At 70.6% G+C, this 25450-nt stretch carries 25 protein-coding genes and 1 pseudogene; 16 read left to right on the top strand and 10 right to left on the bottom strand.

The window, feature by feature from the left end:
• Positions 1 to 163: 163 nt before the first annotated feature.
• A complete protein-coding gene (locus ACLBXX_RS17955; RefSeq protein ID WP_447659140.1) occupies positions 164 to 610 on the bottom strand; it encodes a pyridoxamine 5'-phosphate oxidase family protein in 447 nt (148 codons plus the stop codon).
• A 185-nt stretch (positions 611 to 795) separates the two neighbouring features.
• Here ACLBXX_RS17955 and ACLBXX_RS17950 point away from each other — a divergent pair, with 185 nt between their 5' ends.
• From ACLBXX_RS17950 to ACLBXX_RS17940, 3 genes are read left to right on the top strand one after another with little or no spacing between them, the layout of a single operon-like run.
• Positions 796 to 1938, top strand: a complete 1143-nt coding sequence (locus ACLBXX_RS17950) for a 3-oxoacyl-[acyl-carrier-protein] synthase III C-terminal domain-containing protein (RefSeq protein WP_447659139.1) — start codon at positions 796 to 798, stop codon at positions 1936 to 1938.
• The gene (locus ACLBXX_RS17945; RefSeq protein ID WP_387140592.1) at positions 1935 to 2636 is read left to right on the top strand and encodes an iron-containing redox enzyme family protein; all 702 of its coding nucleotides are present in this window, start codon (positions 1935 to 1937) and stop codon (positions 2634 to 2636) included. Before ACLBXX_RS17950 ends, ACLBXX_RS17945 begins: the two co-directional genes overlap by 4 nt.
• A gap of 22 nt (positions 2637 to 2658) precedes the next feature.
• Positions 2659 to 3510, top strand: coding sequence for a DUF6999 family protein (locus ACLBXX_RS17940; RefSeq protein ID WP_447659138.1), 852 nt, complete (start codon positions 2659 to 2661; stop codon positions 3508 to 3510).
• A gap of 10 nt (positions 3511 to 3520) precedes the next feature.
• On the opposite strand, the gene ACLBXX_RS17935 is transcribed toward ACLBXX_RS17940, so the two are convergent.
• Positions 3521 to 4087 carry a TetR/AcrR family transcriptional regulator gene (locus ACLBXX_RS17935; RefSeq protein ID WP_447659137.1) on the bottom strand — a complete coding sequence of 189 codons (567 nt, stop codon included), beginning with the start codon at positions 4085 to 4087 and terminating at the stop codon, positions 3521 to 3523.
• Between the two features lie 79 nt (positions 4088 to 4166).
• Here ACLBXX_RS17935 and ACLBXX_RS17930 point away from each other — a divergent pair, with 79 nt between their 5' ends.
• Positions 4167 to 5360 carry an MFS transporter gene (locus tag ACLBXX_RS17930; RefSeq protein ID WP_447659136.1) on the top strand — a complete coding sequence of 398 codons (1194 nt, stop codon included), beginning with the start codon at positions 4167 to 4169 and terminating at the stop codon, positions 5358 to 5360.
• A 4-nt stretch (positions 5361 to 5364) separates the two neighbouring features.
• Here ACLBXX_RS17930 and ACLBXX_RS17925 read toward each other — a convergent pair whose 3' ends face one another.
• Positions 5365 to 6126: an MBL fold metallo-hydrolase gene (locus ACLBXX_RS17925; protein WP_447659135.1), complete on the bottom strand. Its 762-nt coding sequence runs from the start codon at positions 6124 to 6126 to the stop codon at positions 5365 to 5367.
• An 82-nt stretch (positions 6127 to 6208) separates the two neighbouring features.
• On the opposite strand from ACLBXX_RS17925, the gene ACLBXX_RS17920 reads away from it, so the two are divergent.
• The 5 genes from ACLBXX_RS17920 (at position 6209) to ACLBXX_RS17900 (ending at position 10123) form a co-directional block, all read left to right on the top strand.
• Positions 6209 to 6556, top strand: coding sequence for a UBP-type zinc finger domain-containing protein (locus ACLBXX_RS17920; RefSeq protein ID WP_310285731.1), 348 nt, complete (start codon positions 6209 to 6211; stop codon positions 6554 to 6556).
• Positions 6557 to 6569: 13 nt separating this feature from the next.
• Complete coding sequence (locus ACLBXX_RS17915; RefSeq protein WP_447659134.1) at positions 6570 to 8222, top strand: FAD-dependent oxidoreductase; 1653 nt, start codon at positions 6570 to 6572, stop codon at positions 8220 to 8222.
• Positions 8223 to 8337: 115 nt separating this feature from the next.
• On the top strand, positions 8338 to 9318 hold the full coding sequence (locus ACLBXX_RS17910; RefSeq protein WP_447659133.1) for an aldo/keto reductase: 981 nt from the start codon (positions 8338 to 8340) through the stop codon (positions 9316 to 9318).
• 14 nt (positions 9319 to 9332) lie between these two features.
• On the top strand, positions 9333 to 9752 hold the full coding sequence (locus ACLBXX_RS17905) for a (R)-mandelonitrile lyase (RefSeq protein WP_447659132.1): 420 nt from the start codon (positions 9333 to 9335) through the stop codon (positions 9750 to 9752).
• A complete protein-coding gene (locus tag ACLBXX_RS17900) occupies positions 9749 to 10123 on the top strand; it encodes a DUF2255 family protein (protein WP_447659131.1) in 375 nt (124 codons plus the stop codon). The genes ACLBXX_RS17905 and ACLBXX_RS17900 overlap by 4 nt, the downstream gene beginning before the upstream one ends.
• A 177-nt stretch (positions 10124 to 10300) precedes the next feature.
• Here the strand turns inward: ACLBXX_RS17900 and ACLBXX_RS17895 are convergent, their stop codons facing one another.
• Both ACLBXX_RS17895 and ACLBXX_RS17890 read right to left on the bottom strand, forming a co-directional pair.
• On the bottom strand, positions 10301 to 11197 hold the full coding sequence (locus ACLBXX_RS17895; protein ID WP_387140561.1) for a helix-turn-helix transcriptional regulator: 897 nt from the start codon (positions 11195 to 11197) through the stop codon (positions 10301 to 10303).
• A 72-nt stretch (positions 11198 to 11269) separates the two neighbouring features.
• Positions 11270 to 12324, bottom strand: a pseudogene (locus tag ACLBXX_RS17890) (DNA polymerase IV).
• 489 nt (positions 12325 to 12813) lie between these two features.
• Here ACLBXX_RS17890 and ACLBXX_RS17885 point away from each other — a divergent pair.
• Positions 12814 to 13152 carry a sugar ABC transporter ATPase gene (locus ACLBXX_RS17885; RefSeq protein WP_447659130.1) on the top strand — a complete coding sequence of 113 codons (339 nt, stop codon included), beginning with the start codon at positions 12814 to 12816 and terminating at the stop codon, positions 13150 to 13152.
• A 91-nt stretch (positions 13153 to 13243) separates the two neighbouring features.
• On the opposite strand, the gene ACLBXX_RS17880 is transcribed toward ACLBXX_RS17885, so the two are convergent.
• Both ACLBXX_RS17880 and ACLBXX_RS17875 read right to left on the bottom strand, forming a co-directional pair.
• The gene (locus tag ACLBXX_RS17880) at positions 13244 to 14623 is read right to left on the bottom strand and encodes a permease prefix domain 1-containing protein (RefSeq protein WP_447659129.1); all 1380 of its coding nucleotides are present in this window, start codon (positions 14621 to 14623) and stop codon (positions 13244 to 13246) included.
• 1 nt (position 14624) lies between these two features.
• Positions 14625 to 14999: a PadR family transcriptional regulator gene (locus tag ACLBXX_RS17875; RefSeq protein WP_116196997.1), complete on the bottom strand. Its 375-nt coding sequence runs from the start codon at positions 14997 to 14999 to the stop codon at positions 14625 to 14627.
• Positions 15000 to 15179: 180 nt separating this feature from the next.
• Between ACLBXX_RS17875 and ACLBXX_RS17870 the strand changes: the two genes are divergently transcribed.
• Positions 15180 to 15932, top strand: a complete 753-nt coding sequence (locus ACLBXX_RS17870; protein WP_447659128.1) for a DUF1684 domain-containing protein — start codon at positions 15180 to 15182, stop codon at positions 15930 to 15932.
• A gap of 90 nt (positions 15933 to 16022) precedes the next feature.
• The gene (locus tag ACLBXX_RS17865) at positions 16023 to 17063 is read left to right on the top strand and encodes a potassium channel family protein (protein ID WP_447659127.1); all 1041 of its coding nucleotides are present in this window, start codon (positions 16023 to 16025) and stop codon (positions 17061 to 17063) included.
• 8 nt (positions 17064 to 17071) lie between these two features.
• Here the strand turns inward: ACLBXX_RS17865 and ACLBXX_RS17860 are convergent, their stop codons facing one another.
• The gene (locus ACLBXX_RS17860; protein WP_387140540.1) at positions 17072 to 18082 is read right to left on the bottom strand and encodes a LacI family DNA-binding transcriptional regulator; all 1011 of its coding nucleotides are present in this window, start codon (positions 18080 to 18082) and stop codon (positions 17072 to 17074) included.
• Between the two features lie 160 nt (positions 18083 to 18242).
• On the opposite strand from ACLBXX_RS17860, the gene ACLBXX_RS17855 reads away from it, so the two are divergent.
• The 4 genes from ACLBXX_RS17855 to rhaS all read left to right on the top strand — a co-directional run bounded on the left by ACLBXX_RS17855 (position 18243) and on the right by rhaS (position 22978).
• The gene (locus ACLBXX_RS17855) at positions 18243 to 19778 is read left to right on the top strand and encodes a sugar ABC transporter ATP-binding protein (RefSeq protein WP_447659126.1); all 1536 of its coding nucleotides are present in this window, start codon (positions 18243 to 18245) and stop codon (positions 19776 to 19778) included.
• A complete protein-coding gene (locus ACLBXX_RS17850) occupies positions 19775 to 20812 on the top strand; it encodes an ABC transporter permease (protein WP_447659125.1) in 1038 nt (345 codons plus the stop codon). The genes ACLBXX_RS17855 and ACLBXX_RS17850 overlap by 4 nt, the downstream gene beginning before the upstream one ends.
• Positions 20809 to 21867 (top strand): ABC transporter permease, encoded by a 1059-nt coding sequence (locus ACLBXX_RS17845; protein WP_447659124.1) that lies wholly within the window; start codon positions 20809 to 20811, stop codon positions 21865 to 21867. The genes ACLBXX_RS17850 and ACLBXX_RS17845 overlap by 4 nt, the downstream gene beginning before the upstream one ends.
• A gap of 64 nt (positions 21868 to 21931) precedes the next feature.
• Positions 21932 to 22978 carry a rhamnose ABC transporter substrate-binding protein gene (gene rhaS / locus ACLBXX_RS17840; protein WP_447659123.1) on the top strand — a complete coding sequence of 349 codons (1047 nt, stop codon included), beginning with the start codon at positions 21932 to 21934 and terminating at the stop codon, positions 22976 to 22978.
• A gap of 75 nt (positions 22979 to 23053) precedes the next feature.
• Here rhaS and ACLBXX_RS17835 read toward each other — a convergent pair whose 3' ends face one another.
• The gene (locus tag ACLBXX_RS17835; protein WP_447659141.1) at positions 23054 to 24301 is read right to left on the bottom strand and encodes an MFS transporter; all 1248 of its coding nucleotides are present in this window, start codon (positions 24299 to 24301) and stop codon (positions 23054 to 23056) included.
• Between the two features lie 144 nt (positions 24302 to 24445).
• Complete coding sequence (locus ACLBXX_RS17830; RefSeq protein ID WP_447659122.1) at positions 24446 to 25435, bottom strand: DUF5937 family protein; 990 nt, start codon at positions 25433 to 25435, stop codon at positions 24446 to 24448.
• Positions 25436 to 25450 lie beyond the last annotated feature (15 nt).

The following is a 25450-nucleotide window of genomic DNA, read 5'->3' as shown; positions in this document are numbered from 1 at the left end:
GTGGGACACGAAGGCCTCCTGGTTCGTGAAGCGGTTTCTAGACAGCTCCACTTCACAACCGGAGGCCTTCACCTATCAGCAGCTCAACCGCGATTCACAAAACAACGTCCCTGGACATCACAGCTAGCCGACGGACGCAGGACGCCCGAGCCTCGCAGAGCGCCTACGCGCCTTCCTTCTCCGACGCCCGGTAGCGCTCGGGTTCCGGCGTCCGCGCGAACCACCGGCCGGAGATCTGCGTCGGCACGATGCGCACCCACCGGTACTTGAGCGTGGGGATCCAGGGTCTGAGCGCGAGCACGTCGGCCTCGTCGATCTCCCGCTGCAGCTCGAGGCGCTCCGCCACGCCTTTGACGATCACGCTCGAGGCGTACGTGTCGTCGTACTCGTCGACCTCGAACGCGACGCGAGGGTGCTCCGACAGCTCCGCGAGCTTCGAGCCCGGAGCGGTGCGGAACAGCACTCTGGGTCCGTCGATCACGTAGTTCACGGGGAAGATGTCGGGCTCGCCGTCCGCGTCCAGGGCGAGATGGCCCAGCTCGCCGCGCGCGAGCAGGTTCCAGCATTGCTCTTCGCTGAGTGTCACGACCGCATCGTTCGTGTCTTCCATGGCGCCATCTCCGTCGATCCTCGTCCGCCGCAGCACGACCCTTCTGCGCACACACCCTAGTTCTTCCCGACGCAAAGCGGACCTGGTCCGCGCGCAGGCGATGGCGACCCCGGATCGGATGACACCGAAGGGATGATGGATGCTGCGGCGCACAGCATCCATATCTTCCCCTTAGTCTTCTCACCATGGGCGCGACGGCGAATGCCTATCTGACCGGGTTCGGCCGGTACCTGCCGGGGGAACCGGTCGACAATGACGGCATCGCGGCGCGCCTCGGCGGGGACGACGCGGTCACGGAGCGGATCCGCCGGCGAATCCTCGACTCGAACGGCATCCGGCAGCGTCACTACGCGCTCGACGAGCACGGCGAGCCGACCGAGCTCAACGAGGAGCTCGCGGTCAAGGCCCTCCGCGCGGCGTTCGACGATCGCGGCATCGACGCCCACGACATCCGCATGCTGGCGTGCGCGACGACGATGGGAGACGTGCTCGTGCCCGGTTTCGCGTCGATGGTGCACGGGCGACTCGGCGGCGGGCCGATGCAGCTGCTGTCGGCGTCCGGGGTGTGCGCGTCCAGCCTCGCGGCGCTCGACGCCGTCGTCAGCAAGGTGCGCCTCGGCGATCACCCGAGTGCGGCCGTGGTCGGCTCGGAGCTTGCGAGCCGGAGCCTCAGGCAGCGCCGCTACGACGGCATCCGCGCCGGCATGGACGCCCACTTCCTCCGGTGGATGCTGTCCGACGGAGCGGGCGCAGTCGTGGTCGAGTTCCAGCCCCACCCGAGCAAGCCGTCGCTGCGGGTCGACTGGGTGCGGCACGTCTCGCTCGCCCACGAGCACGACGTGTGCATGCGCGCCGGCATGGTCGGCGCCGAGCCGGAGGTCGGTGGAACCTGGCAGGACGTCGGCATCGCCGAGGGGGACGCGGCCGGCATGTTCCTGCTGCGGCAGGACGTGAGCATGCTCGACGACCTCGCGGATGCCGGCATCCGCCAGTTCGAGGAGCTCGTCGACATCGGGCTCGTCGACGTGCGCCACCTCGACCACGTCGTCTGCCACTACTCCACGAACATGTTCCGCGATGTCGCGTTCGAGGCGCTGCGGCGTCGCATCCCGACGCTCGACACCGACCGCTGGTTCTCGAATCTCGAGACCCGCGGCAACACGGGCTCCGCGAGCATCTTCATCGCGCTCGAGGAGGCCTGGCACACCGGGCGCTTCGCGCCGGGCGAGACCGTCCTGCTCGCCGTGCCCGAATCCGGGCGGTTCTCGTTCGCCTTCGCCCACCTCACCGTGGTCGCACCCCGCGACCAGCAAGGAGCATCGACATGAGCAGCACCACGACCGTCTCCGCCGACATCGCCCCCGAGGACGGCGCCGGAACGCTGTTCGAACGCCTGGCGGAGGTCTGGGTGGAGCTCGAGGACCGGCTGGACCGGGTGCCCATCCTGCAGCGCCTCGCCGACGGAACGGTGACGCTCGACGACTACCGGCGCCTGCTCTTCAACCTCCGCCAGCAGGTGGTCGACGGGTCGCCGTGGATCTCGCGTGCGGCGTCGAGCTTCGACATCGAGCACTTCGAGCTGCGTGCGGCCGCGATCCGCCACGCGGAGGAGGAGCACCGCGACTACCTGATGCTCGAGCGCGACTACGTCGCGATCGGCGGATCGCTCGACGAGCTGCGCCGCGGACGCAAGAACGTCGGGTCGGAGGCGCTGTCGGGCTACATGTTCCACTACGCGGCTCAGCCGAACCCCGTCGGTCTGCTGGGCGCGATGTTCATCATCGAGGGCCTGGGCGCGAAGCGCGCGGCGGGGTGGGCGGCGCGGTTCCAGGAGGTGCTCGGTCTCGCCGACAACCAGGTGCACTTCATGCGCTACCACCAGGATGCCGACGCCGAGCACACCGGGGACATGGAGGCGATCCTGACCTCCGGCATCATCGACGACCGCGATGCCGACGACATCGTCCGCTGCGCGCAGGTGGTGGCGCGCCTGTACGCGCTGCAGCTCGAGGAACTGGACCGCTGACGTGGCGGCGCCGCGGCCGAGCATGCCGGAGTTCGTGCGCTCCGACCCGAGCATGTGGGAGGCGGTGTACGCCGACCCGTCGGTCCCGCTCGACCGGGCGCTGGTCCGGCGCATCATCAACGACCAGCGGCGCCTGTCGCGGCGCTGGCTCTACCCGATCGCCCGGATCGTCTCGCGCGTGCTGGTCGCGATCATCTCGATCGTGAAGCGGGTGCTCCCGTTCCGATGGATGCCGCTGAGCACGATGGACGCACTGTGCGTGTGGTTTCTGCGACGCTTCGTCGCGCCCGGCGCGGTCGAGCTGCTGATCCGGCACTTCGTGGTCGAGACGAACCTCGTGAACTTCATCATCCGCAACACGGCGGTCGACATGGCGCCGGTCACGCTCCGGCCGGAGACCCTTGCAGGCCTCGGCGACTCGGCCGTCGTCGAGCACGACGTCAACGTCTACGACGTCCTGATCGCCCTCGACGGCGTTCCGCTCACGCGGCCGGAAGCGCTCGACTTCGCGCAGCTCGACATCCCGCCGCTCGATGCCGAGCGGGGTCGGCGGCGCTACCTGCGGCTCGACATCCAGACCGCGCTGTGCTTCATGAACATCCCGTTCTCGATGGCGCTCACGGTCGAGGAGTACCGGCGTGCGGTGCACTCGATCCGGTTCGACGACTCGTTCCTCGAGATCCTCGCCCTCGTCACGGGCGACGACACGTTCCGCCACTGGAAGCTCGCCGGCATGAGCCTGTGGATGGACTCGAACGTCGACGTTCCGCGCATGGTCTACCGCCACGCGCTCGTGTGCGAGTACGCCCACGCCCACCTCGTGAAGCTGGCAGGCGGCGCCTACCCGCGAGACACCGCGGTCGAGCTGGACTGACGTCGACGGGTCAGGCGATGTCGCGTGCCGGCTCGAACCGGTCCACGAGCGCCTGGACGACCGCCGCGACGTAGTCGCGGTCCAGCGGCTCGCCCTCCCACGCCTGGTGCATCGGGAAGGCCTCGACGAGCGCGTCGAGGGCGCGGGCGGTGGGCTCGGTGAAGTGCAGGCCGAGGCTCGCACGGCTCACGAGCAGCCAGTCGCGGCAGAGGTCGTGCACCTTCGCGTCGTAGTTGCCGAACGAGTACATCTCGAAGAGCGCGCGCACCTCGTCGGTCGTCGCATACGAGCCGCAGATCAGGTCGACCACGGCGGCGCAGGCCTCTTCGCGGGACCGTGCCCCCTCGAGGCTGGCGCGGTACTGCTCCGCCATGCGGGCTGCCAGTGAGGCGAACGCCTGCTCGAGGATGTCGGACAGCCCGTCGAAGTAGTAGGTGAGAGAGCCGAGCGGCACCCCGGCGCGTGCGGCGATGACCCGGTGGCTGGTCTGGTGCACGCCGCGCTCGCCGATCACCTCGAGTGCCGCGGCGATGATCCGCTCCCGCCGGTCAGGGTCATTGGCGCCTCGTGCGACCACGCGCCACCTCCTGTCGGGATCAGTTGTGTACGATAGTACAGATCACTTGTGTACGTTCGTACATATTCTAAGGATGCCGATGCCCACGTCTCTTCGCGCGCGCCGCCTCGCCCTGGCCACGCTCTTCTTCGTCCCCGGCGTCGGGATCGCCTCCTGGGTGACGCGCACGCCCGACATCCGCGATCTGCTCGGGGCGTCGACCGCCGAGATGGGACTCGTGCTGTTCGGTCTCTCGCTCGGCTCGATGATCGGCATCCTCTCGTCCGGCGCGCTCGTCGCGCGGCTGGGCGCGCGCCCCGTCATCGCGGCCGGCGCGGCCGGAATCGTGCTGAGCATGCCGCTCATCGGCATCGGCGCAGCAACGGGGTCGCCGTTCGCGGTCGCCGCGGGCCTCTTCCTCTTCGGCGCCGGCATGGGCGGCGGCGAGGTGGCGATGAACGTTGAAGGCGCGGACGTCGAGCGGGTGACGGATCGGTCGTTCCTTCCGACATTGCACGGATGCTTCAGCCTCGGCACCGTCGTCGGCGCTGTGGTCGGCATCGTGGCCACTGCGGGGGCGTTCCCGGTGGTCTGGCACCTCGTGATCGTCGGAGTGGTGGCCCTCGTCGCGGTTCTTCTCTCGGTCCCCGCGCTGCCGCCGCACACCGGTCGCGCCTACGGGGGCGAGACGACGACGGTGCGCGAGGACCGTCGCGCGCTCTGGAAGGACTCCCGCCTGCTCCTGATCGGCGTGATCATCCTGGCGATGGCGCTCGCCGAGGGCACCGCCAACGACTGGCTCCCGCTGGTCATGGTCGACGGCCACGGGTTCGATCCCGCCCTCGGCTCGACGATCTACGCCGTGTTCGCTGCTGCGATGACGATCGGCCGCTTCGCCGGCGGCTGGTTCATCGAGCGCTTCGGCCGCCCCGCCGTGCTCTGCGCCAGCGGCGTCTTCGCCGCCGTCGGCTTGGCACTCGTGATCTTCGTCGACAGCCAGATCGTGGCCGCGGCCGCCGTGCTGCTCTGGGGGCTGGGTGCGTCCCTCGGGTTCCCTGTCGCGATCAGCGCCGCCGGCGACTCGGGTCCTGACTCGGCGGCACGGGTGTCGCTCGTGGCGACGGCCGGCTATGTCGCGTTCCTCGTCGGACCGCCTGCGCTGGGGTTCGTCGGAGAGGAGCACGGGCTGCGCGCGGCGCTCCTGATCCCGCTCGTGTTCGTCGTCATCGCGGCGATGGTTGCACCCCTCATCGGCGGCCGGCGCCGCGCGCCCGTGCTCGTCGAGGAGGCCTGAGCCGTCAGATACCGGCGTCGGCGACCATCGCTCTGAGGTGCTCGTACTCCTCCGGCATCCCGGGGTTCGCAAGGCGCCGGTCGCCGGGCACGCGCCCGGCGATGACGTCGTCGAGATAGCGGCGGTCGGCGTCGAGACGTCGGACCGCGTCGCGGCCCGGCGTGCCGTGGCCCGGGATCACGACGTCGGCCTGGGCGGCGAACGGTGCGACGAGGTCGAGCGCGGCGAGGTACGCCGGCAGGTCGTCGGGGTCGAAGGGGAGAGGCAGCTCGAGGTCGCTGAGCATGTCGCCGGCGATCAGCACCCGCTGCTCGGGCAGCCACACCGCGGTGTGACCCGGCGCGTGCCCGTCGTGCACCACCAGTTCGGGGGCGAAACCCCAAGGAATCGACGCCTGTGGGAGCGCAGCATCCACTTCCGCCACCACCCCCATCAGGTCGGCCAGCGGCGCCGGAAACTCGGCGCCGAGTGCGGCGACCAGGGCATCCCTCTCGTCGCGGGCGAGCGCGGCGGTCGCCGCCGACGCCCACCGCGGCGCGGAGCCGAAGCGCGGGTGCCACAGCAGGTGGTCGTGGTGGGCGTGCGTCGCGAAGCCGCCGATGACGCGGAGTCCTCGCGCATCGAGCTCATCGGCGAGGGCGTCGAGCTCGTCGGGCATCCACGCCGGATCGATGAGCAGCGCCTCGCCGTCGCGGCACAGCACCGTCGACGTCGTCGACATCACGCGGCTTGTCGCGACGAGCACACCATCCGCGACCTCGATCATCGCGGCTCACTCTAACGGCCCGGCTCCCGCCACGGCGCGTTAGCATCGCACCGACGGAACGCGTGCGACGAGAGGCAGGCGAATGAGCCTGAGCGAGATCGACCCCACCGTGCCGCCCTCGGGTGAGGGCTGCGCCGACTGCGACGACGTCGGCGGATGGTGGGTGCACCTGCGGCGCTGCGCGGTGTGCGGCGACGTGCGGTGCTGCGACACCTCGCCCGCACAGCACGCGACGGCGCACTTCCGCGCGACGGGTCACCGGTACGTCCGCAGCTTCGAGCCGGGCGAGGAATGGTTCTGGGACTACGTCGCCGAGGACTACGTCGACGGGCCAGAGCTCTCTCCGCCCGAGTCGCGCCCCGACACGCAGCCGTCGCCGGGGCCGGAAGGCCGGGTCCCGGCCGACTGGCGCGAGCTGATCCACCGCTGAGGAAGGGACTGCGATGGGCAACGCGAAGATGACACCGCGCGAGTTCGAGCGCATGATGAAGCCCGCGCTCACCGACGCGCAGTGGGAGCGCCTGCTGTCGTTCGGCGAACCGCACGACGTGGAGGCGGGCGAGTACCTGTTCGAGGCCGGCGACCTCGACTACGACCTGATCCTCGTCGACACGGGGGAGCTCGAGATCGTCCGCGTCGCCTTCGGCTGGGTGGGCGAGACGCATGTCGGCACCATGGGCCCGCGCAGCTTCGTGGGCGAGCTCGGCCTGCTCAACGGACAGGGCGCGTTCCTGTCGGCGCGGGCGACGAAGGCGGGACGGGTGCTGCGGGTCAGCCGTGCGCGCCTTCGCGTGCTGATGGCGGAAGACGACGAGCTGTGCGACATCATCCTGCACGCGCTGTGGGCGCGCCGCGAGATCCTCCGCACCGGACCCGCCGCGCTCACCCTCAAGCTCGTCGGCCCCCGCTCATCGCGCGACTTCCTGGCGCTGCGACGCTTCGCCGAGCGGGTGGACCTCGTGCACACCGCGATAGAGCTCGCGCCGGGAGACCTCTGGACGCTCGGCGAGCACGGCATCGGCCTCGACGACCTGCCGGTCGCCTTCATCCAGGGCGAGGCCATGAAGAACGCGACGCCCGGCATGGTCGCCGAGCGGCTGGGCCTGAGCTACCAGGGTCGGGCCGACGAGGTGGTCGACCTGGTCGTCGTCGGCGGCGGACCCGCGGGCCTCGCCGCCGCCATCTACGGGGCCTCCGAGGGACTGAGCACGGTGCTGCTGGATGCTGTGGCCCCGGGTGGGCAGGCGGCGGCGACGTCGCGCATCGAGAACTTCCTGGGCTTCCCGTTCGGCGTGAGCGGCGGCGATCTGATCGGTCAAGCGTCGCTCCAGGCGCTCAAGTTCGGCGTGCGGGTCTACGCGCCGTGCGAGGCCGCCGACCTCCGCCCGGCGGGGAGGGACCTCGACGTCACCCTCACCGACGGCCGCGTCATCCGTGCCCGTACGGCGATCGTGACCTCCGGAGCCGCCTACCGCACGCTCGACCTCGACCGGTGGAACGAGTTCGAGGGCGCCGGCATCTACTACGCGGCCACGCCGCTCGAGCTCCGGCAGGTGTTCGAGTCGCCGGTGGTGGTCGTCGGAGGGGCGAACTCCGCCGGACAGGCGTCGCTGTATCTCGCCGCGAACGGGTGCCCGGTGCACCTCGTGGTGCGCGGCTCCGACCTCGGCAGCCGCATGTCGTCGTACCTCGTGGACCGGCTGCTCGAAGACCCGCGGATCGACGTGCACACCGGTTCCCGCGTCACCGCGCTCGGCGGAGCGGCGGCCCTCGAGAGCGTGAGCATCGACTCCATCGGCGACGTCGCCGCGCGCGGACTCTTCTGCTTCATCGGCGCCGAACCGGCCACGTCGTGGCTCGCCGAGCTCGATCGCGACGCCGACGGATTCCTTCGCACCGGCACCGATGTGTCGGTGCAGTCGCTCGAACGGTGGTCGGGGCTCGGCCGCGAACCGCTGCCGTTCGAGACGTCCGTGCCCCGCATCTTCGCCGCCGGCGACGTGCGCCGCGGGTCGATGAAGCGCGTCGCCGCCGCGGTGGGAGAGGGGTCGAGCGCGGTGGCATCCGTCCACCGCGCTCTCGCCGACATCCGCTGACGCCGTCCGAGGGGTTCTCGCGGTACCTGTCACAGCGGGGTCTCCCGCGCGCAGGCTGGCAGGAGTGGGATGGAGGATGCCGCGGGCGAACGCTCTACGGCACGAGGAGGGAACCATGCACACCAGGCAGCTCGGACAGGGTCTCGAGGTCTCGGCGATCGGCATCGGCGCCATGGGGATGTCGATGAGTTACGGCCCGAACCCCGGTGACCGCGACGACATGATCGGCGTGCTCCGCTACGCCGTGGACCAGGGCGTGACGTTCATCGACACCGCCGAGGTGTACGGACCGTACGACAACGAAGTGCTCGTCGGTGAGGCGATCGCCCCCATCCGCGACCGCGTGGTCGTCGCGACGAAGTTCGGCTGGGACATCGTCGACGGCAACATGGTCGGGACGGACTCGCGCCCCGAGCAGATCCGGCGGGTGGCCGACGCCTCGCTCCAGCGGCTCGGCGTCGACGCGATCGACCTGTTCTACCAGCACCGGGTCGATCCCGCCGTGCCCATCGAAGACGTGGCCGGCGCCGTCGGCGAGCTCGTCGCGGCGGGCAAGGTGAAGCACTTCGGTCTCTCCGAGGCCGGTGCGGCCACCATCCGTCGCGCGCACGCGGTGTTCCCCGTGACGGCCGTTCAGAGCGAGTACTCGCTGTGGACCCGCGACCCCGAGGCCGAGGTGCTGCCGACGTGCGTGGAGCTCGGCATCGGGTTCGTGCCGTTCAGCCCGCTGGGCAAGGGGTTCCTGACGGGCACCGTCTCGGCGGACGCCACCTTCGGCTCGGGCGAGATCCGTGGCCGCGTCCCGCGCTTCCAGCCCGACAACCTCCGTGCGAACCAGGCTGTCGTCGACGGCGTGCGCGACGTCGCGGCCGCACGCGGGGCGACGCCCGGCCAGGTGGCCCTCGCGTGGCTGCTGTCGAGGCATCCGTCCATCGTCCCGATCCCCGGAACCCGCCGCCGCGAGCGCGTCGACGAGAACGCGGGCTCGACCACCGTGGCGCTGTCGGCCGACGACATCGCGACGCTCGACGCGCTCGCCGCGGTCGTTGCGGGCAACCGCTACGACGACGCCGGCATGGCGATGGTCGGGCTCTGAGGAGGGGGCACACGATGAGCACGAGCAGGCAGCCGCAGGCGGCGACGGTCAAGGGACCCGCCGAGTGGTTCAGCGGCGACGTCTACTTCAACGCCTACTACCGCGGTGAGGAACCCTCGCGCACGCGCCTGAACCTGGTGCGGTTCACCCCCGGCGCGCACACCGCGTGGCACCGGCACGCGGTCGGGCAGACGCTCCATGTGACGGAGGGCGTCGGCTGGGTGCAGACGCGCGGTGAGGAGCTCATCGAGCTGCGCCCCGGCGACACTGTCTACACGCCCGCGGGGGAGTGGCACTGGCACGGCGCCGCTGCCGATCAGTTCATGTGCCACCTCGCGCTGTGGGAGGCGCCCGCCCCCGACGCCGGCGAGCCCGAGACGGAGTGGGGCGACAAGCTCACCGAGGCCGAGTACCCTGCGGGAGGCGCGTCATGACGGCGTGGGACGGGGCGGAGCTGCGCCGCATCGGCGCGGCCACCGAGCTGCGCATCTCGTCGCGGCGGCCCGACGGGACACTGCGCCCCGCCGTCACGATCTGGCACGCGGCCGTCGGCGACGCCCTCTACATCCGGTCCGCGCACGGCCCTGAGAACGGCTGGTTCCGCCGCGCCGTGCGGTCGGGCACCGGTCGTGTCACAGCGGGCGGTGTCTCGAAGGACGTGACGTTCGAGCTGGCCGATCCCTCGGTGAAGACCGACCTCGACGCGGCGCTGCACACCAAGTACGACCGCTACGGGGCCGCGTACGTCAGGCCGATCACCGGAGCGGATGCTGCGAGCACGACGCTCGTCGCCATGCCGGCCTGATCGTCGCCCGAACTGCTGCTCGCCTGTCACGAAGCGCCGGCCCGCCCGGCACATCGTGACAGGCGAGCAGCGCTGCTGTGAGCTCGCGGCCCGTCGAGCCGAGGCGTTCCGGCCGAGACAGGGGAGTCGGCACCCGGTCTCGGCGAGAATCCCCTGGCTCGAGGACAGCGCCGGCGCTCAGCGAGCGGCGGCGGCCGTGGCCGTGGCGTCGATCGCCGCGAACTCGGCGGCCTGCGTGGCTGCCCAAGACGCCAGGAGCTTGAGGGCGTCGGCCGACGGAGAACCCGCCGGCGCCGTGTAGACGTTGAGCACGAGGCCGGGCTCGCTCGGCAGGTCCATCGACTCGTAGTTCAGCTCGAGGTCGCCGACCACTGGGTGATGCAGGCGCTTGAGGCCGCTGCGGTGGAACTTCACGTCGCGCGAGGCCCAGCGCTCGCGGAACAGCTCGCTCTGCGTGGAGAGCTCGCCGACGAGCCGGATGAGGTCGGGGTCGTGCGGGTTGCGGCCCGCCTCCATGCGCAGCATCGCGGCGGAGTCGTGGGTGATCTGGTCGTAGTCGCGCCAGAAGTCGCGGGCGGCAGGGTTCAGGTACGCGAACCGCGTGGTGTTCACGGGCCGGCGCGGATCATCGAAGACGGGGGAGTAGAGCGCGCGGGCGAGCAGGTTCGCCGCGAGGATGTCGTGGCGGCCGTTGCGCACCCAGGCCGGAGCCTCGGTGAACGCGTCCAGCACCTGCTGCACGGCCGGCCGCACCGTCGGCGAGGGACGGCGGGCGGGCTTGCGGCCGGGGCCTGCCGCCCGCGCGAGGTCGAACAGGTACTCGCGTTCCGCCTCATCGAGCTGCAGCGTGCGGGCGACGGCGTCGAGCACGCCCTCCGACGCGCCGGCGAGATTGCCACGCTCGAGGCGCACGTAGTAGTCGACCGAGACGCCGGCGAGCATCGCCACCTCCTCGCGGCGGAGGCCTGCGACCCGGCGGTTGCCGCCGTACGCGGGCAACCCCGCCTGCTCGGGGGTGAGCCGGGCGCGACGGGAGCTCAGGAACTCCTTGACCTCGGCGCGGATGTCAGCCATGACTCCACGCTACGTCGCCGGATCCCGCGCTGACAGGCTCTGCGAGTGCCCGTCAACCCGCGTGCTGCGTCGTCACCAGCCGCTGCGGGTCGGCGTGTGACCGTCGCGGGCGTCGTCGGGCATCGCCATCTCGGCACGCACGCCGAGGAGGCGGATGGGTCTCCCAGGCTCGATCTTCGCGACGAGCTCCATCGTGCGGGCCAGCACGACCTCGCGATCGGACGTCGACGGGATCTTCTTCGTGAACGTCTTCGTGAGAAACGGCGCGTAGCGCACCTTCAGCCCGAGCCCCACGACGGGGCGGTCGTCGGCGGCGACCTCGTCGAGCACTTCGCCGAGCAGTCTGCGGGCGGCATCCTCGATCTCGACCGGATCGACGATGTCGACCTGGAACGTCGTCTCCTTGCTGTGGCCGCGGGCGACCCAGGGGGTGTCGTCAACGACGTTCGACCCGTCGCCACGGCCGAGCTGGCGGTACCAGAGCCCCATCTTCGGCCCGAATTCGCGGGTGAGAGCGTCCGGGTCGGCGACGGCGAGCTGGGACACCGTCTCGATCCCCAGCAGCGCGAGCCGCCTCGAGATCTTCGAGCCGACGCCCCAGAGGGCGATCGTCGGGCGGTGCCCCATGACCTCGAGCCAGTTGTCGGCGGTGAGATGGAAGGTGCCGCGCGGCTTGCCGAAGTCGGTGGCGTTCTTCGCCCGCACCAGGTTGTCGCCGATGCCGACGCTGCAGTGCAGGCGGGTGCGGTCGAGCACGTCCTGCTGCAGCCTGCGGCGTACCCTTCCGGATCGTCGGTGTCGACGCCGACGAACGCCTCGTCCCATCCGAGCACCTGCACCACAGCTCCCGGCTGTGCGCGGAGCGTCGCCATGACCTCCTCGGATGCCGCGAGGTAGAGCGGAGCGTCGACCGGCAGGATCACCGCATCGGGGATCTTGCGCGCGGCGATGCGCAGCGGCATCCCCGACCCGACACCGAACTCGCGCGCCTCGTACGACGCCGTGGAGACGACCGCGCGCTCGGTGGGATCGCCGCGGCCGCCGACGATGACGGGCTTGCCCGCGAGCTCGGGGTTGCGCAGGATCTCGACGGCGGCGATGAACTGGTCGAGGTCGACGTGGAGCACCCATCGCCGAGGCGCGGGCGCGGCGATGTCGCTCACGATCCCGCCCCTCGCGACCGGCGCATGACACGAGACTAAGCGCCGTCGCCGACACGGCGCACCGTCGGCGGTCGCCCGACCGCTGGCCGGCTCGGCGCGACCGCGGAGTGGAGGTCCGTGCCGAGGTAGCCGGTGTCGTCGCCTGGGGGCACGTCGTCATCAGGGTTCTCCGCCTGAACTGAGGCCCGGGAAGGGCACTGACTTCGTTCGTCACACATCTACGCTCCACGGCGCGATCGACGTACATCTGTGGCGAACTAACGGGACTGGACGTGCCCTGTACCGGGCGCCCTGTCGTGCGTCAACCCCCGTGCGACGGGCGGGGGCGGTTCGTAGCGTGGCTGTTCTCGATGAGAGGAGCCGTCATGGCAACCAGCACGGTGACCGCAGAGACCGAGCGACACGGCGCCCTGAGCGGCCGAGTCGCCTGATCGATCGAGGAGAGGATCCACGGTGTCCGACAACCTGCCCGCCGACATCTCGCCCGCGCCCGACGGTCAGGTCGGGATGCAGCCGTTGCACGATCGCGACACGTCGATCGAGCCCGACCCCGAGAGTGATCCGGCCCAGGCCGACTGGGACCGCACGAACGCCCGCGATGCCGGCGTCCTCGTGGACGACGCCGCCACCGCGACCGGCGACGACCCGGCCCACCTCGCGTCCGACGAGGACGACGTGCCCCGGTCCGATCTCCCTCCGGATGGGGCGCAGCCCGAGACGCAGGGGCTCCCGCCCGAGCTGGCCGACCAGGGTGAGACCGGCCAGGGAGACCTCGCTCCCGAGGACTACTGACTTCCGCACTTCGCGCAGCGGGGAAAGATGCGCGAAGGGGTGAGGAGAGGATGCCTCGGCCCGGCGATCGAGGGCCGGGCCGAGGCATCCGTCACGCGAACGCGAACACGGGCGGGAAGACCACCACGACGATCGACGCCCACGCGAGGTAGACGGGCATGAAGCCGGTCTGCCAGCGCTCGAGACGCTCGTAAGGCGTACGTCGCATCGCGAACCGCAGCTGCAGCCAGGCCGCGCCCGCGAGGTTCGCCAGCAGGATGACGTTGAGCCCGAGCGAGGCGAGCTTGTTGGGGCTCGCGCCCCACTCGGCGATGCGCCCGATCATCGCGACGAGCACCATGATGTCGACGACGAGCGCCGCGACGACCATGACGAGCTGCATCCGGTCGAACCAGGAGGGCGGCGCCAGCGGATCCCGGGCCGAGAGGGCGTACAGCAGCAGGCCGACCACGACGACGAGCACGATGTCGAAGAGGATGAGCAGGTCCCGCTGTCCGAACATCTCGGTCGAGCTGTCGTCGATGAGGTTGCCCTGGATGAAGCCCGCGACGATGAACGCGAGCAGGAGCAGTGTGAACAGCGGCGTGAAGAGCTTCGTGAGCACGGGGGCGATGTTCTCGATGACGCTCTGCTTCGCCTCGACCAGCCACGCGGCGATGATGATCGCTCCCGCGAGGCCGCACGGGATCATGACCTCTTCGACGAACCAGCCCGCGTCGAGGTCGATCGCGGCGAAGACGCCCATCGTGAGCGCGATGAGCACGCCGCCGCCCAGCGCGATGAGGGCGAGGTACACCACCCACTCGCCGGTGAACCGGATGAAGTCCATGCGGGCGCGGCTCGACCTGACACGCCCGTTGACGTAGCCGATGCCGGTGACGAGCCACAGCACGACGACGAGGTGCGTCGCCGCGAGCATCAGCGTCGCGCCGCCCGGGGCGAACGGGTAGACCGCCATCACGACGGCGGCCACGACGAACGGCACCGCCACGACCGCGATGGTCGGGAGCGCGGCCTTCCGCCGCGTCAGGAAGTACGCCGCGAGGAAGGGCAGCACGAGCAGTGCGTACCAGCGGCCGTAGAAGTCGCCGTTCTCCGCGAACTGGATGCCGAACAGGGCCGGGACCTTCACCGCCAGCGCCGCCGCCACCGCGAGTCCGATCGCGAGCAGCAGCCCGCCGCCGGTGCGTGGGGCGCGCGGCGCGTCCTGGAACATGAGCTGCTTCCAGAGTCGCTCGGAATGCTCGCGCGCGAACTCCCGCGAAAGGTCGTCGAGCCCGCCGAGCCGCTTCACCGCGACGAGGAACGCCTCGTCGCCGTCGAGACCGGATGCCTCGAGCCGGTCGATCTGGCCGCGAAGGTGGTCTTCGAGCTCGTCGACGTCGCGGCCGTCGATCGCCTCCGGGCGCGAGACGTACGCGCGCCACGTCGAGATCTGCTCTTCGATGCGGGGGTCGAGGTCTTCGGTCATGTCAGGCCCCTCCGAACGCCGGGATGCCGGCGAAGTCGGTGCCGCCGTCGCGATCCGACCACACGCGCTGCAGCGCCCGGCTCACGACGGCCCACTGCTGCCGCTGCTCGGCGAACGCCGCACGGCCGGTCTGGCTGAGCCGGTAGTGCTTGCGGGGCCGCCCGCTGGGGGAGGCGCCCCACGACGACTCGACGTGCCCGAGGCGCTCGAGCCGGTGCAGCAGCGGGTACAGCATGCCGTCGCTCCACTCGAGCTCTCCGCCCGACAGCTCGCCCACCCGCTGCAGGATCGCGTAGCCGTACGACTCGCCCTCCGCGAGGATGCCGAGCACCATCGGCGTCGCCGCCGCGGCGACCAGGTCCTTGCCGATCTTCACGTCGCCTCCATACCTAGAAGTCCTAGATACATAGAAGTACAAGTTACCTAGAACTGCAAGGTATGCACCATGACGCCCCGTGACACCGCGCGTCGCCGCGGGTCGCACGGTGGGAATGCGGTCGCCCGCGTCGTGTTGGGATGGAAGGGCGAACCGCCCCTCCCCGGACGAAGGAATCGAATGACCCTCCCCGCGAGCACCTCCGACACCGTCACCGACGCACGCTGGCGCGCCGTGTCGAGCGAGCACGGCATCGCCGCGCTGCGCCACACGCACTGGCTCGACACCGAGCCGCGCGCGTACGACGGGGCACCCGGGGTATGGCAGGCGGTCGACGGGAAGGTCGTCGGCGCCGCGCTTCGCGTCGACGCACCCGGTGCTCCGGCCGATGACGTCGTGCTCACTCCCGGCGAGCACCTCGATGTGGGAGGCGTCCGGCTGAAGGCGATCAGCCGCGAGGGCGCGCCGGCGCTGCGGGTGTTCGACCCCGAGGCTCCCGGACGCACGCGGCTGCGCGGCATCCTGTCGTTCCTTCACGACGCTGCGTGGGCGCTGCCCGGGGTGTTCCGCCCCGCGGCCGAGGGCGAGATCAACGTGATCCGCAGCGTCGACGGCTACGAGCGCGAGGAGCCCGCAGTGGGCACGATCGCGCTCGAGGTCGACGGGTCGCCGGTCGAGCTCACGGTCACGGGCGATCCTGCAGAGGGTCTCAGCGCGGTCATCGCCGACGCCACCAGCAACGTGGACGCGTACCGGTTCCGGTTCCTCGAGATCGATGCGCCCGCCGCGGACGGCACCGTGACCGTGGACTTCAACCAGGCGTACCTGCCGCCGTGCGCGTTCAGCGACCACTACGTGTGCCCGCTCCCGCCCGCGAACAACCGCCTCGCCGTCCGTGTCGAAGCAGGGGAGCGAATCACCGAAATCGCGTGAGAGTGGTGCTCGCACCCCGGGCGCGGGTGCGAGCACAATGGGGCCACAGCCGGAGCGCGTCCGGCGCTGCCCGACCCGAGGAGCCTCGCCATGGCCCGTTCCCTCTCCGAGATGCGCGAGCGGTCCCGCGCGCGTGCCAAGGCCCGTGCCGATGCGCGGTCCGAGCTCAAGAACACCGCGTACGAGATCTTCATCGGCGCGCTGTCGATCCTGTCGATCCTCAACCTGGTGCTCGTCTACGCGATGGCCGGCGACACGGCGCTGGAACTCGTGCTATCGGTGATGAACGCGCTGTTCAGCGCGATCTTCCTCGGCGACTTCATCTACCGGATCTCGACCGCGCCGTCGGCGATGCGGTACTTCTTCCGAGGCTTCGGCTGGGCGGACCTGCTGGCCAGCCTGCCGTTCCCGCAGTTCAAGATCCTGCGGCTGTTCCGGCTGCTGCGGGTGTTCCGGCTGCTGCGCGAACTCGGCCCGCGAACGGTGTGGACCACCCTCATCCACGACCGCGCGAACAGCGCCCTCATGACGCTGCTGCTGATGGGCATCCTCGTGCTGCAGTTCGGCAGCATCACGATCCTCTACGTCGAAGAGGATGCCGACGGCGCCAACATCACCTCGGCCTCCGACGCGCTCTGGTACACGATCGTCACGATCTCGACCGTGGGCTACGGCGACCAGTACCCGGTGACCAACGCCGGCCGCATGATCGGCACGCTCATCATCGTGGTCGGGGTCGGCATCTTCGGTACCTTCACCGGTTACCTCGCGAACCTCTTCCTCGGTCCTCGCAAGGCCGCCGAAGACGCGGGGACGGATGCTGACGCCCCCGCGCCGACCGAAGACACCACCGCCGCGCCGACCGAGGCCGCGGCGCCGTCGATCGCCGATCACGCCGCCAAGGGCGTGGCGGCCGGAGCAGTGGCGGGCGCCGTCAAGGCCGGGGCGGCCGCGGGGCAGGGAAGCGGCCCAGGAGCACCGATCGCGGGCACGCCGGAATCGCCCGGACTTGAGCCCGAGGTCCGCGAGGCCGACCCCGAAGCCACGGTCGAGCGCCTGCGGGCGCTGCTCGCGCAGTCCGAGGAGACGATGGCCGAGATGCGCCGGCTCCTCGCCGACGCGACGCGGTAGGGGGCGGGTCAGCGGGGACGCGTCGAGGCCCGCACCACGAGCTCGGGCGGGAACACCGTCTGGCGCGCGATGCTGTCGGGGTCGGTGGCCTCCTCGAGCACGATCCGCAGCGCGGTGCGCCCGATCATCCGGCTCGGCTGGCGGATGGACGACAGCGGCACCGCCGCCGCGCCGGCGAATGAGATGTCGTCGAACCCGATGATGGCGATGTCGTCGGGCACCAGCATCCGTCCGTCCACGACGAGGGACTGGAGCAGGCCCAGGGCGAGCAGGTCGTTGGCGGCGAAGAGGGCGTCGGGCCAGTCGCGGCGCGGACGCGAGATGATGCGGGTGCCGGCGGCCACCCCCTCCTCCACGGTCATCGCGGAGGTCGCGACCACTTCGAGATCGACGTGGTCGCCGGCGTTCTCGGCGGCGACACGCGCGCCCGCGAGCCGGTCGTTCACCTGGCGGATGTCGAACGGGCCGCCGACGAACGCGATGCGGCGCCTGCCGCCCTCGATGAGATGCTCCACGGCAAGGCGCCCGCCCGCGACGCTGTCGACCGAGACCGACGAGAATCGGCCGTCGCCGCTGAAACGGTCGACGAGGACGGCCGCGATGCCGCGCTCGCGCAGCCGCTCCAGTCGCTTCGTCACGTCTCCGTACGGTGCGATGAGGAGTCCCCGCACCTGCTGCTCCTCGAAGAGATCGAGGTAGAGGCTCTCGCGGCGGTGGTCCTCGTCGGTGTTGCCGTAGAGGATCGCGATGCCGTGGCGGGTGGCTTCGTCCTCGGCCCCGCGCACGACGTCGTTGTAGAAGGGGTTCTGCCCGTCCAGCACGACGAAGCCGACGGTGGTGCTGACGCCCGCGCGCAGCTTGCGAGCCGCATCGTTGCGCACGTAGCCCAGCTCCTCGATCGCCCGCGTGACGCGGTCCGCGGACTCCGCGGAGACCTCGCCGGGGCGATTCAGGACGTTCGACACCGTGCCGACCGAGACCCCCGCGCGCTGCGCGACATCACGGATGCTCACCGGCACGGCTGGTCTCCACTTCGTCGTCGGACTCTGGTCACGATTCGGTCACCGTCACCGAGTGACTTGACCGCATTCGGCTCTGAACTTTAGAGTAGCCTGAACTTCACCTGAATCGATTCAGGAAGATTCAGAAACCTCAATTCACCTCGATGAGGAGGATGCCGTGGCAGCCGATGTCGCACCCGCCGCGCCACCCGCGCCCCCGCCCGCGCTCGAGCTCCGGCGCGTGGTCAAGTCCTTCGGCCCCGTGGTCGCGCTGCGCTCGGGGAGCCTGACGCTCGACGCCGGATCGATCCATGCGCTCATCGGCGAGAACGGCGCCGGCAAGTCGACGCTCGTGAAGATCGTCGCCGGGCTCTACCGCCGCGATGCGGGCGGGTTCCTGCTCGACGGCGAGCCGGTCGACTTCTCCAGCACGGCGCAGTCGAAGGCGGCGGGCATCGCCGTCATCTACCAGGAGCCGACGCTGTTCCCCGACCTGTCGGTGACCGAGAACATCTTCATGGGCCGCCAGCCCACGAACCGCATCGGCCGCATCGACCGCAAGGCGATGCGCACCGAGGCCGTGGAGATCTTCCAGCGCCTCGGCGTCTCGCTCGACCCCGATCGGGTCACCGAGGGCCTGTCGATCGCCGACCAGCAGATCATCGAGATCGCGAAGGCCATCTCGCTGGACGCCCGCGTGCTGATCATGGACGAGCCGACGGCGGCGTTGTCGGGCGTCGAGGTCGAGCGCCTGTTCGCGGTGGCACGGAGCCTGCGCGACGAGGGTCGGGCGCTGCTGTTCATCTCGCACCGCTTCGACGAGGTGTTCGCGCTGTGCGACACCGTCACCGTGATGCGCGACGGCTCGTACATCGACACCACGCCGATCGCCGACACCACGGTGGACGAGCTGGTCCGTCAGATGGTCGGCCGCGACGTGACTGAGCTGTTCCCGAAGCTGCCCTCCGAGGTGGGGGAGACCGTGCTCGAGGTGCGGGGCCTCACCCGCAAGGGCGTCTTCCGCGACATCTCGTTCGACCTCCGCGCCGGCGAGATCGTCGGGCTCGCGGGCTTGGTCGGGGCCGGGCGTTCGGAAGTGGCCCGTGCCGTGTTCGGCGTCGACGCGTACGAGTCGGGCACCGTGAAGCTCCTCGGCGCGGCCCTGCCCAAGGGCAACCCGCGCCTGGCGACGGCACGCGGACTCGCGCTCGTGCCCGAGGACCGCCGCAAGCAGGGGCTGGTGCTCGATGACGGCGTCTCGCGCAACATCACGCTCGCCATCCGCTCGAAGCTGGCCAAGTGGGGCCTCATCTGGGGCGGCCTCGAGAACCGCGCCGCGCAGCTGTGGGCCAGCCGCCTCGAAGTGAAGACCGCGGCCCTCGACGCCGAGACCGGCACGCTGTCGGGCGGCAACCAGCAGAAGGTGGTGCTCGGCAAGTGGCTCGCCACCGAGCCGCAGGTGCTCATCGTCGACGAGCCCACACGCGGCATCGACGTCGGAACGAAGGCCGAGGTGCACCGCCTGCTCAGCCAGCTCGCGCAGCAGGGCAAGGCCATCCTCATGATCTCGTCCGAACTCCCGGAGGTGCTCGGCATGGCCGACCGTGTCCTGGTCATGCGCGAAGGACGCCTCACCGGTGAGTTCTCGCGCGTGGAAGCGACTCCCGAAGCCGTCATGTTCGCGGCGACCGCGGATGCGGAGGCTGCCCGATGAGCACCACCACGGCCCCCGTCGCGCCCGGCACGAGCGCGGCGTCGAAGCTCGTCCGCCACCTCGCGACCGCGCGTGAGACGGGCATCCTCATCGCCCTCCTCGTCGTCGTCGTCGCGGCCACGATCGCGAACCCGAGCTTCCTGTTCTCCTCCGACGGGTTCCGCGACCTGCTGCTCACGCCGTCGCTGCTGCTGCTGGTCGCGGTCGGATCGGCCGTGGTCATCATCACGCGCAACGTCGACCTGTCGGTGGGCTCGATCGTGGGCCTGTCGGCCTACCTGACGGGGCGGCTGTTCATCGACGTGCCTGGCATCCCGATCATCGGGGTCTTCGTCGGCGGCGTGCTGCTGGGCGGTCTGCTCGGCGCGATCAACGGCGCGCTCGTCGCCTTCGCCCGCGTCCCCGCCCTCGTCATCACGCTGGGCACGATGTACATCTACCGCGGCATCAACGTGGCGTGGACCGGCAGCGACCGCATCAACGCCTCCGACCTTCCCCGCGACTTCCGCGGGCTCGGGACGGACTCGATCCTCGGCATCCCGATCCTCACGATCATCGCCGTCGTCGTGCTGGTGGTGGCCGCCTGGTACCTGCGCAACATCCGCGGCGGTCGCGAGTTCTACGCGATCGGGTCCGATCCCGCCGCCGCGCACCTGTACGGCCTCAAGGTCAACCGCCGTGTCATCACCGCGTTCGTGGTGTCGGGCGCACTCTCCGGCCTCGCCGGCGTGCTGTACGCCGCCCGCTACGGGACGGTCAGCTCCGCGGCCGGGTTCGGCTGGGAGCTGCAGGCGATCGGTGCGGCCGTGATCGGCGGCGTGGCGATCTCGGGCGGTGTCGGCACCGTCTGGGGCGCCGCGATCGGCGCATTCCTGCTGCTCACCATCAACCGGGCGCTGCCGATCCTCGGCATCGACGACTTCTGGCAGCGCGCCGTGGTCGGCGTGCTGATCCTCGGCGCCATCGTGCTGGACCGCGTGCTCGCCGTCCGCCAGCACCGACGACTCATCGCACAACGGGAGGAGACGAGATGACCACTTTGACGGATGCCGCGCCCACGCGCGTGTACAAGGCCCACACCCGTCCCGCCTGGCGGCGCGTGCTCATCACCCGCGAAGCCGCGATCATCGCCATCCTGCTGCTCGTCATCGTCGTGGCGCTCGCCGCGGTGCGCAACTTCGACAGCCCCCTCACGGTCACCTATCTGCTGCGCGACATCGCGCCGATCCTGCTGATCGCGCTGCCGATGACGCTCATCATCATCACCGAGGAGATCGACCTCTCGGTGGCATCGATCGTGGGGCTGTCGAGCGTGATGACCGGCATCCTCACCCACGCCGGGCTGCCGTTCCCCGCCGCGGCGATCATCGCGATCCTGGTGGGCACGCTGGCCGGGGTGGTCAACGGCTTCCTCATCACGGTCGTCGGGCTTCCCTCGCTCGCGGTGACCATCGGCACCCTGGCGCTCTTCCGCGGCATCGCGGTCGGCCTCCTGGGCACCACGGCGATCACCGAGTTCCCCGAGGAGTGGACCGACCTCGCCAAGGCGAACATCCCGGGCACCCCGATCCCGATGATCATGATCCCGTTCCTCGTGCTCGCGCTGATCTTCGCCGTCGTGCTCCACTTCACGCCGTTCGGCCGCTCGCTGTACGCGATCGGCCTCAACAAGGAGGCCGCGGCCTTCTCGGGCATCGACGTCGGCCGCACGAAGTTCCTGCTGTTCGTGGTCTCGGGCGCGGTCTCGGGGTTCGCGGGCGTCTACTTCACGCTGCTGTACTCCAACGCGCGCGGCGACAACGCGATGGGCATGGAGCTCCAGGTCATCGCCGCCGTCCTCCTCGGCGGGGTCTCCATCTTCGGCGGCCGCGGCGCCCTCCACGGCGTCATCGCCGGCGTGCTCCTGATCGGGGTGCTCGGCTCGGCCCTGCGCCTGGCCGGCGTCACCAGCGACGTCATCAACATCATCACGGGTGTGCTCCTCATCCTCTCCGTGGTGTCTTCCAGCCTCCTCGCCTGGCTGCAGCGCCGACGCGCCGCCGCCATCGGGAAGAGAAAAGGGCGGGGCGAGACGACCGACGTCTCGTAGCCACCTCCACACCATCACCTCGCAGCACTGCACCAGGCACCTGCAATCAGGAAGGGAAACAAAGATGTTCGGACTTCAGCGCAAGGGTCGCATGGCCCTCGCGGCGGCCGCGCTCACTGTGGGCGTGGCACTCGTCGCGACGGGCTGCTCGGGAGGCAGCGGCGGCGACGGCGGCTCGACCGAGGACGGCGGCGACGCCAACCTGTCGATCACGATGCTGCCGAAGAACCTCGGCAACCCCTACTTCGACACCTCGACCAAGGGCGCCACCGCGGCGGCGGACGAATTCGGCGGCACGATCGACGAGGTCGGCCCGTCCGAGGCGTCGCCGACGTCGCAGGTGCAGTACATCCAGACCGCCGCCCAGCAGGGCGCCGGCGGCCTGATCGTGTCGGCGAACGACCCCGAGGCCATCTGCGACGCGCTGAACGAGGCGCGCGACGCGGGGGTGAAGGTCGTCACCTTCGACTCCGACACCAACGCGGACTGCCGTGACCTGTTCATCAACCAGGCCACCGCCGAGGGCATCGCCAAGGTGCAGGTCGACCTCATCGCCGAGCAGATCGGCGACGCCGGTCAGATCGCGATCCTGTCCGCCTCGGCCAACGCGACGAACCAGAACGCGTGGATCGAGACGATGAAGGAGCTGCTCGCGAGCGACCACCCGAACATCGAGCTGGTCGAGGTCGCGTACGGCGACGACGACGACCAGACGTCGTTCGACAAGACCGCGGCGCTGCTGCAGACGTACCCCGAGCTCAAGGGCATCATCTCGCCGACGACGGTGGGCATCGCCGCCGCGGCCCGCTACCTGTCGACCTCGGAGTACAAGGGCAAGGTCGCGCTGACCGGCCTCGGCACCCCGAACCAGATGCGCGAGTACGTCGAGGACGGCACCGTCACCTCGTTCGCGCTGTGGAACCCGGAGGACCTCGGCTACCTCGCCGCGTGGGCCACGCAGGCCCTCATCACCGGTGAGATCACCGGCAAGGAAGGCGACACCTTCGACGCCGGCAAGCTCGGCTCCTACGAAGTCGGCGCCGACGGCGTCGTGCTCCTCGGCGAGCCCTACGTGTTCGACGCGGACAACATCGGCGACTTCGACTTCTGATCCGCCGCTGACCACGAACGCCCGGTCCCGCATCCGCGGGGCCGGGCGTTCCGCGTCGCGCGGTGGTCTCGAGGCTCAGTGGCGCGAGGCGACCGCGTTCCAGATGCCGGCGCCGAGCACGACGGACGCGGCGAGCAGGGGCGCGAGGAGTGCGGTGCCGGCTCCGGTCGCGTCGGCGACGAGACCCGTGAGAGCGGATGCTGCGGACTGGCCGACGACGATGGCAGAGCCGAGCATCGTCATCACGGTGGCGGAACGGCCACGCGGACTGAAGGCGGCGGCGAGGCTGTACTGGGAGACGAGTGTGGGACCGATGCCGACGCCGATCACGAGGAGGCAGATCGCGATCGCGCCGATGCTGTCGACGAACGGCAGCGCGACGGTGCCCGCGACCAGGATAGACGCGAACGTCAGCCACCGCGCGCGCAGCGTGAAGCGCGCCGGGAACAGCGCCACGCCGAGGGCGAGCGCCGCCGAGCCGATGCCCATCGCCCCGTAGACCAGTCCGGCCTGCTCGGGCACGCCGCGCTCGGCCATGAAGGCCGTCAGCGAGGTGAGCATCGCGCCGAAGAACAGGCCCATGCCCAGCGCACCGACGACGGGGGCGAGCACGCGCGGACGGAACAGCTCGCGCACGGGCGCCTGCTCCGGCCTCACTGATCCCGCCGATGCGGTCGCGGTCTGCGCCGTGGGGTGCAACGCGAACGCGCTCACGAAGATCAGGCCCAGCACGGCGGCGCCGATCACCGGCGCGGCGGGGTTGAGAGTGGTCGCGAGCAGGCCCACGATCACCGGGCCGAAGACGAACACGATCTCGTCCGCCGCGGACTCGTACGCCATCGCACCGTTCACGACGGGCGTCCGGCGCTCCTTCGGGTACGCCCGGCCGATGATGCCGACGAGGCGGCTGCGTGAGAGCGGTGCGACCTGGGGCATGGTCGCGCCGATGAAGAACGCGACGGCGAGGAGCGCAGCATCCGGAACCGGCGCGAAAGCCAGCCACGCTATCGTCGCGAGCATCGCGCTGTTCGCCGCGCCCGCGATCAGCAGCACGCGGCGCTGGCCGAAGCGATCGGCGGCCGCTCCGAGCAGCGGACCGACGAGGGCGGTTCCGAGGCCGGTCATGGCGCTCGTCGCGCCGCCGAGCGCGAGCGAACCGCGTGCGGAGACGACGAGCGTCAGGATGCCGACCACCATCATCGCGAACGGCAGACGCGCGATCAGCGCGATCGGGAAGTAGGCGTAGCCCGCCTCGCGGATGAGGCTCGGGCGCCGGACGGCGGCGCGCGCAGCGGTGTCGGTCTCGACGAGTGTCGTGTGCATCTTGCTCCTGGCCATGCGCCGAGGGTCGGCGGCTGTTGGTGCCGCCTTGTGCGCAGCCGGGAGCCGCAGACAGGTAGATGCACATCGAAATGGGCACGGCCAGTCTACCGTGGCCCACCTGGGCAGGGCCTGGCCGTGCTCCGGTCAGAGCACGGCGCCGACCATCGCCTCGCCGAGCGGGGTGCGCCGGTGCAGCACTCGGGCGCCGTCGCGCGCGCTGGCGACCAGGCCCGCATCCCGCAGCACGGTGAGATGGTGCGAGGCCGTCGAGATCGCGACGGCCGTGTCGCGCGCGACCTGCGAGGTCGTGCGCGGTTCGTGCGCGTCGAGCAGGATGCGCGCGCGTGCGGGACCGAGCAGCGCGCCGAGCGCCGACGCCACGTCGGCGGGATCCCGCGCCCAGGCGGCTGTCACCCCCTGCGTCGGGTAGAAGAGCGTCGGCTGCGCCGGCGGTTCGGTGAGGACGAAGCATCCCGTGGCACCCATCACCGACGGCACGAGCACGAGGCCGCTGCCGCGGCAGTCGACCACCTCGCTCCAGATGCGCATCGTGACCCGGACGGCTCCGTCCGACCATGCGACGCGGTCGTGGAGGCCCTGGATCATCGCGCCGATGCCGCTCTCGGCGATGCGTCGCGAGCGCACCGCGATGTCGGCGCGCAGCAGCCGCTCGAGCTGCGTCCACACCGGGGCGATGCCGGAGTTCCACACCGACAGCCACGCCTCGGCGATCATCGCCCGGGCGCGGTCGGGCTGCTCGAGCATCCGCTGCACCGCCGCGCGCCGCGCGCCGTCGGTGCGGACGAGTACCTTGGTCATGTCGACCTCGAAGCGCTCGTCGTCGATGTCGCGCAGTCGCGCGGCCTCCGCTTCGGGGGTGAGCTCCCACGTCGGGGTGGTGGTCAGGAAGTCGGGGAAGTAGCCCTCATCGCGGATCAGCAGCGCGAGCACCTCGAAGTCGTCGCGCGGGATCGCACCGCGGGTCGCCCGCATCCATCCCCATTGCAGCGGGTATTCGTCGGGCCGGAGCATCGCGCGCACCGCGTGGCAGAGCTCGTGGCCGGGCGAGATCCCGAACCGGATCGCCGTGAGGTCGTCCGGCGCGAGCTGGAAGTCGACGAACTTTCGATCCACATCGAAACTATAGGG

It is taken from the genome of Microbacterium sp. C23T (assembly GCF_053345975.1).
The sequence above is the reverse complement of the archived record's forward strand: the minus strand, read 5'-3'. Positions and strand labels throughout refer to the sequence as shown.